The sequence below is a fragment of the Bacteroides sp. AF39-11AC genome (genome assembly GCF_003474285.1).
In the GTDB taxonomy this organism is placed as follows: domain Bacteria; phylum Bacteroidota; class Bacteroidia; order Bacteroidales; family Bacteroidaceae; genus Bacteroides.
On record NZ_QROH01000008.1, the window covers coordinates 189747 to 202419 of the forward strand.

A 12673-nucleotide genomic window follows, 5' to 3' on the forward strand; every position below is an offset into this window, starting at 1 on the left:
TTCGTTAATTTTTAGCTTGACGTGCACGGATGATCGCCCCTACTTTACCTTTACCCAAACGGCAGTAGTCCAGCAACGGACGGTTCGCAGGACAGGTGAACTGGCAAGAACCGCACTCGATACAATCCATAATTCTTTCTTTCTCCATTCTCTCGAATTCAGTATGTTCAGCAAGCGCCGACAACAAGTAAGGCTCCAATCCCATCGGACAAGCACCCACGCACTTCGCGCAACGGATGCAAGGTTGAATTTCACCACGCTTGGCTTCCTTATTGTTCATTATCAGAATACCAGAGCTACCTTTGGCAGTCGGTACATCTGTATTTATCAACGCCTTTCCCATCATCGGGCCACCACCGATAATCTTACCCGTATCTTCGGGCAAACCACCGCAAGCATCAATCAACTGCTTCATTGGTGTACCGATACGTGCCAGGAAGTTGGAGGGTTTTGCTACCGATTTTCCTGTTACGGTAATCACACGTTCAAACAATGGCTTATTCTTCTGTACAGCCTGATATACGGCAAATGCAGTACCCACATTCTGTACCACGGCACCTGTAGAGATAGGTAATGCGCCACTTGCTACCTGACGGTTGGTGATGGCATCAATCAACTGCTTTTCACCTCCTTGCGGATATTGCACTTTCAAGGCAACCACCTCGATACCTGCATAACTGGAAGCAACTTTTGTCATCAACTGAATAGCATCCGGCTTATTATTTTCAATACCGATAAATGCCTTATTAACCTTTACTGCCTTCATCAGGATAGACACGCCTACCATAATTTCTTCTGCATGTTCCAGCATTAACTGGTGGTCAGCTGTCAGGTAGGGTTCACATTCTACGGCATTAATGATCACACATTCTGCCTTGAATGCAGGCGGCGGACAGAGTTTCACCTGAGTAGGGAAACAAGCACCCCCCAAACCTACAATACCGGCATCGGCAATCTTTTTTACAATTTCTTCAGAGGTAAGATTACATTCCTTCACCAAAGTTTCAGTGCGGTCAATGCTTTCTTCCCATTCGTCACCTTCTACGTCGATAAAAATAGCTGGCTTCGGATAACCGCTGGCATCGATAATCGAATCGATTTTAGCAACCTTACCGCTGACAGACGAGTGGATGGCTGCAGATACAAAACCACCGGGTTCAGCAATCTTTGTACCGACTTTCACCACATCTCCTTTAGCCACAAGTGGTTTTGCAGGCGCACCGATGTGCTGTCCCAGCAGAATCACAGCTTTGGCAGGAACTTCCGCCTTGATGATGGGCTGATGTGCTGAAAGTTTATTTTCGTGTGGATGAACACCACCGATTGAAAATGTCTTCAACATACAATTCTGTATTTTAGTCGTTTATTACTTCTTGATTATTAAGCTTCCGCTTTCGGAGTTTCAACCTGAGGGGTTTCAACTACTTTCGGGGTTTCTACAGCCTTAGGAGCCTCTGCTACCTTAGAAGTTTCTGTGGCTTTTGGTGCAGCAGCTACTTTTGGAGCAGCAGCCGGAGCAGCACCTTCCGCCTTCGGCTTGCGTGGCGGGAAATTGAGTGCGATAATCGTGTTCTGCGGACAAGCTTCTTCGCACTTACGACATGATTTACATTTGTTCGGGTCAATGTAAGCCAGATTATTCTCCAGCGTAATGGCCTCGAACGGACAAACTTTCACACATTTACCACAACCGATACAAGCAACCGTACAAGCCTTACGTGCTATAGCACCCTTGTCTTTGTTCACGCATTGTACATAGATACGGCGTGACTTCTTGCCTTGCGGGCGAATTTCAATAATATTCTTCGGACAGGCCTTAACGCAAGCAGCACAAGCAGTACATTTGGCTTCATCCACTTCCGGAAGTCCTGTTTCAGAATTCATGTGGATAGCATCAAACTGACAGGCTTCCACACAGTCACCACAGCCCAGACATCCAAAACTACAACCTGTTTCACCACCATAAAGAGAAGCTGCAATAGCACAACTCTTCGCACCATCGTACATATTTACACGTGGACGATTGGCACAGGTTCCGTTACATCTCACAACCGCAACCATCGGTTCGGCAGCAGTAGCATCCAAACCAAGGATTTCAGCAATTTGCGTCATAACAGGTTGCCCTCCTACCGGACAGAATTTTCCATCCAGCGAACCTGCTTTTACACAAGCATCGGCAAAACCGCTACAACCCGGGTAACCACATCCACCGCAATTTGCTTGAGGCAACACCTCTCCTACCTGTGCAATTCGCGGATCTTCATACACGGCGAATTTCTTGGAAGCGACATACAGAATAGCAGCCGAAACCAGCGCTATAGCCCCCAATGAAATCACTGCAATCAGAATTACATTCATAAATTAGTTATTTATTTAATTATTTATTTTAATGTTCTAATAGTTAGTCTATCGGCTTTATTGAAAAAGAAAATTTCTTTCCCATACGTGTTTTATTCAGCCATAATATATAATAGTAAGGTATAAGGAGAACTAACGAACCAATCGCAGAGAGAAGTTCATCGTTCCAGATAGCCATAAATATAAAGAGGGAAATAATCAGAACACAGAAAGGTACTATAAAAGCCAGTAACACCGCCATCATCCCCATTGATAACTCTCCGAAGACGATTACCCGGTCACCGGGTTGGTAAGAAGATGCATCATTACTGATTACATCAATCATTTTTTCTTTGGTATCAGCCGAGGCACAATGTCCTTTAGCGCTACACGCTGCACAAGCTGATGTTTGGACAATTCTCACCACAACATGAGAACCGTTTATGTTTTCCACAATACCTTGATGTTTTATAATATCTGCCATTTTGCAAACTGTGCATTACAAATTGCGGCAAATTTACGCATTATTTGTGAACTGCAAGGCTTTCACCTGCTTTTTTATGTGTACGATAATGCACTTTTTCCCGTTTTAACCATTTTTCTTCATTTTTTCTGCAAAAAAAATCAAAAAAGCTGTTTTAAAACACGGATTGATATATCACTTTGCACTGTCATTTAAAGTAAAGCAGAGAATCCATCTGTCAATATAAATAAGGAGTAGAGCCTTTGATTGGCACACAATGACAAAATGATACTATAAATGAGGCTGCCCCCTTAAAGGAAGCAGCCTCATTTACTACATTTATATCAAGATCTATAATTACCACTTATAATTGATACCAAAACTCAGAATCTCATTCACTTGGAAGTGACTGTCTCCTGTAGTCGGCTTGCTACTGTCATCATAACGTGCATGTACATACAGTTTTGTAGAGAGATAACGGTTCAATATGAAATTGATTGTATTTTCCCACTCTACACGAGTCCATTCGTAACTGGTCAGATAATTCAGACGGGAATTCAACACGATGGAAGGAATAATTGTCCAATCCAATGTCGGTTGTATTTGTGAACCCCAGTTATGGCGTACACTCTTGCCTTCCTCCAAACCGAAGTCCACTTCATTCACGTCTTTATTACCTATATAACGCATCGTCCAAGTCAATGGAGCTATAAAAACAGACAGACTAAACTTTTTCTTTTTCAACTTATAGTCCATACCGACACTGGTGGATAAGTCCGCCGGAGCAAAGAAAGCTGAAACTAATTTCTCACTGTTCGCCTTATAACCATGACAGAACTGAGTTTTAAATTCAGTTGAAATAGTATAGTACCAATTAGAAGCCGCCTGAATACCCATTTTACTATACAAGCGTAACAGGTCAGTGTTTACCAGATAATCGTGATACTTGTCCGAAGGAGTGGAGCCAAAACCTAACTTGGCTTCCAACATATTTTCCCACTGTACTTTCTCGCGATCGTTATAATTAGCAAACAACTGCAGATTCGCCAGGAAAGAGTTTGTGCTTTCACCACCTTTATACCAGTTTTCTGAAATATAATTCTGAGTAATCTGCAAAGAACCACTTCCACCCGTTACCCACCAGTTGGGCTTACGAATTACAACCTCTACATCCTCTTTTACATTGGCCATATTCTCTTGAGCAAACAATTTGATAACAGAAGGTTTAGAGGAAACTTCCTTTTCAATATTATCCTTGAAACTCTTTACCTGCATTATTTCATCTTCCCATGCCACAATCTTACGTGGATTTTCATTAGCATAAAGATATAACAACGCGCGATCTACAACCTCATTGGCACGTTTCTTCGAAGTAAAAGGAGCTTCATCAAACAGCAATGGTTCCTTTACAGAAGTTTTCGTCGTATCGAAAGGCTGGAATTTCCATTTCAGTGTTGAAATTCTCTCCATGGGAGAATTATAATAAGTCAACGGGATAAACAAACGGTAATAATTAGGATTGTCCGCAATGTAACGCTCCGGAGTAGAAGGATCATTCAGGTAATTTAAAACCCCGAAATATTTTTCATAGGATATGGAAACTGTATCCAATTGCCGGGTAACACTACCCGGTTTCAACTTTAAAACAAAATATTGCTTCATTAAGTCCGATAAAGTATCCGCTTGTACTACAGCCGTTTTTCCACCGGTTTTTAATACAGGCTTCACCGAATTCTGCGCCATAGCCGACGAAGAAAAAAGCACAGCGATTGCCCATAAAGATAAAAATTTATTCTTCATAACGCCCTAAAATCTATGTTTTGAGCGCAAAATTAAATTAAAATGTTTAGAAAACATAGAAATGAAGAAAGAAAAAGAAAACATGCTTTTTTAATAATTGTTTCGCCGAAACTTTATGTACTTCCTCTTTTTTTTGTAATTTTGCGCTTTTTAAGTCTCACGTGTAGACAGATAGATACACAAATGTGTACATCACACCAAACAAAACAATAATATTAAAAACAGTATAGCTGTGGGAGAAACAAAGTATATTTTCGTCACCGGTGGCGTTGCCTCATCTTTAGGTAAAGGTATCATCGCCTCATCCATTGGTAAATTGCTACAAGCAAGAGGTTACAAAGTAACCATTCAAAAGTTTGACCCGTATATCAATATTGACCCGGGTACTTTAAACCCCTACGAACACGGAGAATGTTATGTGACTGTAGACGGACATGAAGCTGACCTTGACTTAGGCCACTACGAACGTTTTCTTGGCATCCAGACTACAAAAGCCAATAACATCACAACCGGACGCATCTATAAAAGCGTTATCGATAAAGAACGCCGTGGTGATTATTTAGGTAAGACCATTCAAGTCATTCCTCATATCACGGACGAAATCAAACGAAACGTAAAGTTGCTGGGTAACAAATATAAATTCGATTTTGTAATTACAGAAATCGGTGGTACGGTGGGTGATATCGAATCCTTGCCATATCTGGAAAGTATCCGTCAGTTGAAGTGGGAACTGGGACGTGATGCATTGTGTGTACACCTTACTTATGTGCCTTACCTCACGGCAGCCGGTGAATTGAAAACCAAACCGACACAACACTCCGTAAAGGAATTGCAGAGTGCAGGTATCCAGCCGGATATATTGGTTTTACGCACGGAACATGAACTGAGCAGCAACGTACGCAAGAAAGTTGCTTTGTTCTGTAATGTGGATGAAAACGCAGTAGTGCAGAGCATCGATGCTCCTACCATCTACGAAGTTCCCATCCTGATGCAGGCTCAGAAACTGGATGAAACAATATTGAAGAAAATGGGATTGCCTGTAGGCGACACACCGGGACTGGGTCCGTGGCGTGCTTTTCTTGAGCGTCGTCATAAAGCGGAAAATACAGAACCGCTGCACATCGCATTAGTCGGCAAATATGATTTACAGGATGCATACAAATCCATCCGTGAAGCCCTGTCACAAGCCGGTACGTACAATGACCGTAAGGTATCTGTAGACTTCGTGAACAGTGAAAAGCTCACGGAAGAAAATGTAGCGGAAGCATTGAAAGGCATGGCAGGTATATTGATTGGCCCGGGATTCGGCGAACGTGGTGTTGCCGGTAAGTTCGTAGCTATCAAATATGCACGCACACATGATATTCCGACTTTCGGTATCTGCTTGGGAATGCAATGCATTGCTATCGAATTTGCACGCAACGTACTGGGATATACTGATGCTGATTCACGCGAAATGAATGAGAAAACTCCGCATAATGTGATTGACATCATGGAAGAGCAGAAATCCATCACCAATATGGGTGGAACGATGCGTCTGGGAGCTTACGAATGTATTTTGCAGAAAGGCAGCAAGGCTTATGAGGCTTATGGAACAGAACACATCCAGGAACGCCACCGCCATCGCTATGAATTCAATAACCAGTATAAAACGGAGTATGAAGCTGCCGGCATGAAATGTGTAGGTATCAACCCGGAATCAGACTTGGTAGAAATCGTAGAAATACCGAAACTAAAGTGGTTTGTCGGAACTCAATTCCATCCGGAATACAGCAGTACGGTACTGAATCCCCATCCGTTGTTCGTGGCTTTCATTAAAGCATCTGTCGAAAGTTTCGAGGAAAAGGAAAAAGCAAAGAAATAAGATTATTTCAATAATTATAAAATTGTAAACTAGAAATTATTCATGGATAAAAACACCATTACAGGTCTTGTTTTAATAGCAATTTTGTTAGTCGGCTTCAGTTTTCTGAGTCGCCCCAGCAAAGAGCAATTGGAAGCACAGCAGCGTTATTATGATTCCATTGCGCTGGTACAGCAACGTGAAGAAGCACTGAAAGCCAAAGCAGATGCAGCATTGGCAAATGAAAAAGATGTAGAAACAGTGGATTCTACTTCACTCTTCTTCAATGCTCTCCAAGGAACAGATTCGCTGATTACTATTCAGAACGACGTGGCTGAGTTGACCCTCAGCACCAAAGGCGGTTCCATATTCTCCGCTGTATTGAAAGAGTATATGGAACAGGACAAGAAAACTCCTGTAACCTTATTCACCGGAAACGATGTTTCCATGAATTTCCTTTTTTATAATAAAAAGGAAACAATACAGACTAAGGACTATTACTTCACCACTGTAAACCGTACGGACAGCACCGTAACGATGCGTCTGTCTGCCGACAGTGCAAGTTATATAGACTTTAAGTATGCATTGCATCCCAATACTTACCTGGTAGACTTTAGTATCGAAGCTAAAGGTATGGCAGATAAATTGGCAGCAAGCAATAACTATGTAGATATTGAATGGGCACAACGCGCCCGCCAGATTGAAAAGGGTTATGTATACGAGAACCGTTTGTCTGAGTTGACTTATAAGATGCTGGGAAACGGTACAGACTACTTATCTGCTAATAAGGATGATGAAAAGGAAGTGCCGGAACGTTTGGACTGGATTGCTTTCAAGAATCAGTTCTTCTCTTCGGTATTCATTGCAGATGCTGACTTTGAGAAAACAAAGTTAGCTTCCAAAATGGAAAGAGAAGGTAGCGGATATATCAAAGACTACTCTGCCGAAATGAGCACAAGCTTTGACCCGACAGGTAAACAGCCTACACAAATGTTCTTCTACTTCGGCCCGAACCATTACAAGACGCTAACTGCGCTGGATAAGGGACGTGAAGAAAAATGGGAGTTGAACCGTTTGGTTTACTTGGGTTGGCCATTGATTCGTTGGATTAACAAATGGTTTACCATCAATATCTTCGACTGGTTGTCCGGTTGGGGCTTGAGTATGGGTATCGTATTGTTACTGATGACGTTGATTGTAAAAGCAGTCGTATTCCCGGCTACCTGGAAAACGTATATTTCTTCCGCCAAGATGCGTGTGTTGAAACCGAAAATAGACGAGATCAACAAGAAGTATCCTAAGCAGGAAGATGCGATGAAGAAGCAGCAGGAAGTTATGGGAATGTACAGCCAGTATGGGGTGAGCCCAATGGGTGGTTGTTTGCCGATGTTGGTACAGTTCCCGGTTCTGATTGCCTTGTTTATGTTTGTACCGAGTGCTATCGAATTGCGTCAACAAAGCTTCTTGTGGGCTGATGACCTTTCAACATACGATGCTTTCATCAACTTCCCATTCAATATTCCGTTCCTGGGGAGTCACCTCAGCTTGTTCTGCTTGCTGATGACGGTTGTGAACATTCTGAACTCCAAGTTCATGATGCAGCAACAGGATACCGGAGCAAACCCTCAGATGGCAGCGATGAAGTGGATGACATACCTCATGCCGATTATGATGTTGTTCATCTTGAACAGTTATCCTTCAGGTTTGAACTATTACTACTTCATATCGACATTAATTAGTGTGGTGACTACTCTCATTCTGCGTAAAACTACGAATGAAGAGAAGCTCCTTGCCCAATTGGAAGCCCGAAAGAAAGATCCGAAGAAAGCTAAAAAAACCGGCTTTGCTGCCCGCCTGGAGGCAATGCAGAAACAACAGGAACAGTTGTTGAAAGAGAGACAGAATAAAAAGTAAGTCTCCGCTTTTCATCACTTGATAATAAAAGCCGGGCAATTGATGTAATTGTCCGGCTTTCTTTCTCTTATAACTACTATAACTATAAGTCAAATGAAAACTAAATACACCAACAAACAGATCTGGATGATAGCCTATCCGATTCTCATCAGTCTGCTGATGGAACAAATGATAGGTATGACAGACACAGCCTTCCTGGGACGGGTAGGCGAAGTAGAATTGGGAGCATCAGCCATTGCAGGTGTCTTCTACATGGTAATATTCATGGTTGCTTTCGGCTTCAGCATCGGAGCACAGATACTTATTGCACGACGCAATGGAGAACAGCAATACAAGGAAATCGGAAACCTGTTCTATCAAGGCATATACTTCCAGATAGGATTGGCTGTAGTTATGTTCATCCTCTCCTACTGCTTTTCTCCCTTGATTCTGAAACGTATCGTAGCATCGGAGCATATCTACGAAGCAGCCACCAGCTATTTGAATTGGCGCGTATTCGGAGCATTTTTCTCATTCAGTGGAGTTATGTTCCGCGCCTTCTTCCTGGGCACAACGCAGACCAAGACGCTGACGTTAAACTCTGTAGTAATGGTGTTGAGTAACGTAGTATTCAACTATATACTGATCTTCGGTAAATTCGGATTTCCGGCTCTCGGCATTGCCGGTGCTGCTATCGGTTCATCACTTGCCGAACTCGTTTCACTGGTCTTCTTTATCTTATATACCCGCTACCACATCGACTGCCAGAAGTATGGACTGGACCGCATTCCAAAGTTCTGCATGGAAGTATTGAAACGTATGCTGAACGTCTCCTTCTGGACAATGATACAGAACTTTTTTTCATTGTCCACTTGGTTCTTGTTCTTCCTTTATGTAGAACATCTGGGCGAACGTTCACTGGCTGTGACGAATATTATCCGTAATGTGTCCGGTATATTATTCATGGTACTCATGGCATTTGCCTCTACGTGCGGTTCACTGGTCAGCAACCTGATCGGTGCAGGCGAGAAAGATTGCGTGGCGGGAACTATCCGGCAACACATACGCCTCGGCTATATGTTTGTATTGCCGCTGGCACTGTTGTTCTCTCTATTCCCTAAGTTGATACTGGGTATTTACACAGATATGCCGGATTTGCAGGATGCGGCAGTACATTCACTCTGGGTGATGTGTTCCACATATCTGTTCCTTGTGCCCGCCAACGTCTATTTCCAGGCAGTATCGGGAACCGGAAACACACGCACGGCACTGGTGATGGAGTTAATCACTCTGGTCATCTACGTAGCCTACATCAGTTACATCATTCTCTATTTAAAACTGGATGTAGCTCTTTGCTGGACCTCTGAAATGGTTTATTCCACATTCATTTTAATACTCTGCTGGAATTACATTAAACGGGGACGATGGCAAGAGAAACGCATATAATTTGTATATTTGTCGCAAAATAACTGTAACGAACAACCTATATGAAACAAGTAAACTTATTGCTTATGTCAGCAGCTATGACATTGGCTGCCTGCGGCGGGACAAAAGACGCAGGGCAAGCCGGAGCACCGCTTATCGAGCGGTCGGACATCAAGATTGAAGGCAAGCGCATGACTCCCGAAGCTCTCTGGGCCATGGGGCGTATCGGCGGTGTAGCCGTATCTCCCGATGAAAAGCAGATTGCTTACACGGTAGCTTACTACAGTGTGCCGGAGAACAAGAGTAACCGTGAAGTCTTTGTGATGAACACAGATGGAACAGGCAACCAACAAATCACCCATACCCCTTGGCAGGAGAACGAAGTGAACTGGATAAAAGGCGGCACTAAACTGGCGTTCCTTTCCAATGAAGGTGGCAGCAGCCAGTTGTGGGAAATGAACCCGGACGGTAGCGGACGCAAGCAATTAACGCAATATGATGGTGATATCGAAGGTTATTCTTTCTCCCCCGACGGCAAGAAGTTACTTTTCATTGCACAAGTGAAAACCAAACAAAGTACCGCGGATAAGTATCCCGATCTGCCTAAAGCAACGGGTATCATCGTTACTGACCTGATGTACAAACACTGGGATGAATGGGTAACCGGTGCTCCACATCCTTTTGTAGCCGATTTTGATGGAAACAGTATCAGTAATATAAAAGATATACTGGAAGGAGAACCTTATGAAAGCCCGATGAGACCTTGGGGTGGCATCGAGCAACTGGCATGGAGTCCTGCCGGAGACAAGGTGGCATATACTTGCCGTAAAAAGACCGGTCTGGCTTATGCTATCTCCACCAACTCGGATATTTACATCTATGATCTTGCAACTAAGAAGACAGACAATATCACCGAAGCAAACAAAGGTTACGACACGAATCCTCAATACTCTCCCGATGGTAAATACATTGCTTGGCAGAGCATGGAACGTGACGGTTATGAAGCAGATTTAAACCGCCTCTTCATTATGAATCTGGAAACAGGTGAGAAACGTTTCGTCAGCAAGGAATTTGAATCGAATGTAGATGGTTTCTTATGGAATAAGGACTCAAAGAGCATTTATTTCATTGGTGTCTGGCATGGTGAAACGCAGATTTATAATGTAGACCTTGCTGCCAATGATAAAGTTACACAGTTGACAGACGGCATGTATGACTATGCTTCCCTTGCCCTTGCAGAAGATAAAGTAATAGCTTTACGCCATTCTATGAGCATGGGCGATGAAATCTATGCCGTATCTGCTACCCGCAACGGTGATGCTTTTGCCGAGGCAAAGCAACTGACCTTCGAAAACAAGCAGATTTACGAGCAATTGGAAATGGGTAAGGTTGAAGCTCGCTGGATGAAAACTACAGATGGCAAACAGATGCTGACATGGGTAATCTATCCGCCGCAGTTTGACCCGAATAAGAAATACCCTACCCTCCTATTCTGTGAAGGTGGTCCGCAGAGCCCCGTAAGTCAGTTCTGGAGCTATCGTTGGAACTTCCAGATTATGGCTGCCAACGATTATATCATCGTAGCTCCCAACCGCCGCGGTCTTCCGGGCTTCGGAGTAGAATGGAATGAGGCTATCAGTGGTGATTACGGTGGTCAGTGTATGAAGGATTATTTCACAGCTATCGACGAAATGGCTAAAGAACCGTTTGTAGACAAAGCCCGTCTCGGTTGTGTAGGCGCCAGCTTCGGCGGCTTCTCCGTTTATTGGCTTGCCGGACATCATGACAAGCGATTCAAAGCATTCATCGCACATGATGGTATCTTCAACATGGAAATGCAATATCTGGAAACTGAAGAAAAATGGTTTGCCAACTGGGACATGGGTGGCGCATACTGGGAAAAGCAGAATCCGGTGGCTCAACGCACATTCGCCAACTCTCCACACCAGTTTGTAGACAAATGGGATACACCTATCCTTTGTATTCATGGCGAAAAGGACTACCGCATTCTTGCCAACCAGGCAATGGCTGCTTTTGATGCTGCCGTAATGCGTGGCGTTCCTGCCGAACTGCTGATCTATCCGGACGAAAACCACTGGGTACTGAAACCTCAGAATGGTATCCTCTGGCAGCGCACATTCTTCGAATGGCTGGACAAATGGCTGAAATAAAAAAACAGACCATCTATTCGTTATGAATAGATGGTCTGTTTTTTATCTATGAAGTAATTCTTGCAATTCCCTGCACAGTCGCTGTTTCACCTCTCCCATCGGCACCTCCCGTTTCAGCTCCTGCTGAAGTGAAGTGACTCCCTTATCTATAAATCCACAAGGATGGATATAACTGAAATAGCGTAAATCTGTATTCACATTCAGTGCCAGCCCGTGCATGGTGACGAAATGGCTGCTACGCACACCAATGGCACATATCTTACGGGCACGTAGCGTATCCCCTTCCAGCCACACACCTGTTGCTTTCTCCAATCTTCCGGCAGTGATGCCATAAGAGGCACACACACGGATGACTGCTTCCTCCAGCAAGTGCACATACTCCTTCAGTCCAAGAGAAAATTCTTCAAGGTTCAGGATAGGATAACACACCAACTGCCCCGGCCCGTGATAGGTAATATCTCCGCCCCGGTCGATATGATAGAGCGTGGCTCCTATCTTCTGAAGCTGTTCTTCACTCAGCAACATATTTCCTTCTTTACCGCTACGGCCTAAAGTATAAACGTGCGGATGTTCACACAAAATAATGTGATTTTCATACTCCTCCCCCGCCTGCTTGGCGCGAACAAGAGCATCAAACCACTCCGTCTGCCGGATCCATGCATCAGCATACGGAATGATATTCCAATCTATGACATTCAGTTTCATGCCGACAAAGTTAAGATTTTAGGGATAAAATCGTAT

The 12673-nt window shown here is 43.6% G+C and carries 9 protein-coding genes; 4 read left to right on the forward strand and 5 right to left on the reverse strand.

The window, feature by feature from the left end:
• Nucleotides 1-4 precede the first annotated feature (4 nt).
• The 4 genes from rsxC to DW036_RS18325 all read right to left on the reverse strand — a co-directional run bounded on the left by rsxC (nucleotide 5) and on the right by DW036_RS18325 (nucleotide 4600).
• Complete coding sequence (rsxC, locus tag DW036_RS18310; RefSeq protein ID WP_118465665.1) at nucleotides 5-1342, reverse strand: electron transport complex subunit RsxC; 1338 nt, start codon at nucleotides 1340-1342, stop codon at nucleotides 5-7.
• A gap of 38 nt (nucleotides 1343-1380) precedes the next feature.
• A complete protein-coding gene (locus DW036_RS18315) occupies nucleotides 1381-2358 on the reverse strand; it encodes a Fe-S cluster domain-containing protein (RefSeq protein WP_118465666.1) in 978 nt (325 codons plus the stop codon).
• A gap of 43 nt (nucleotides 2359-2401) precedes the next feature.
• Complete coding sequence (locus DW036_RS18320; RefSeq protein ID WP_118465667.1) at nucleotides 2402-2821, reverse strand: SoxR reducing system RseC family protein; 420 nt, start codon at nucleotides 2819-2821, stop codon at nucleotides 2402-2404.
• 336 nt (nucleotides 2822-3157) lie between these two features.
• Nucleotides 3158-4600 (reverse strand): DUF3078 domain-containing protein, encoded by a 1443-nt coding sequence (locus DW036_RS18325; protein ID WP_118465668.1) that lies wholly within the window; start codon nucleotides 4598-4600, stop codon nucleotides 3158-3160.
• Between the two features lie 232 nt (nucleotides 4601-4832).
• Between DW036_RS18325 and DW036_RS18330 the strand changes: the two genes are divergently transcribed.
• From DW036_RS18330 to DW036_RS18345, 4 genes are all read left to right on the forward strand, one after another.
• Nucleotides 4833-6464 (forward strand): CTP synthase, encoded by a 1632-nt coding sequence (locus DW036_RS18330; protein WP_118465669.1) that lies wholly within the window; start codon nucleotides 4833-4835, stop codon nucleotides 6462-6464.
• 42 nt (nucleotides 6465-6506) lie between these two features.
• Nucleotides 6507-8357, forward strand: coding sequence for a membrane protein insertase YidC (yidC, locus tag DW036_RS18335; RefSeq protein WP_118465670.1), 1851 nt, complete (start codon nucleotides 6507-6509; stop codon nucleotides 8355-8357).
• Between the two features lie 93 nt (nucleotides 8358-8450).
• Complete coding sequence (locus tag DW036_RS18340) at nucleotides 8451-9782, forward strand: MATE family efflux transporter (protein WP_118465671.1); 1332 nt, start codon at nucleotides 8451-8453, stop codon at nucleotides 9780-9782.
• 41 nt (nucleotides 9783-9823) lie between these two features.
• On the forward strand, nucleotides 9824-11932 hold the full coding sequence (locus DW036_RS18345; protein WP_118465672.1) for a S9 family peptidase: 2109 nt from the start codon (nucleotides 9824-9826) through the stop codon (nucleotides 11930-11932).
• 42 nt (nucleotides 11933-11974) lie between these two features.
• On the opposite strand, the gene lipB is transcribed toward DW036_RS18345, so the two are convergent.
• Nucleotides 11975-12637 (reverse strand): lipoyl(octanoyl) transferase LipB, encoded by a 663-nt coding sequence (gene lipB, locus DW036_RS18350; protein ID WP_118465673.1) that lies wholly within the window; start codon nucleotides 12635-12637, stop codon nucleotides 11975-11977.
• Nucleotides 12638-12673 lie beyond the last annotated feature (36 nt).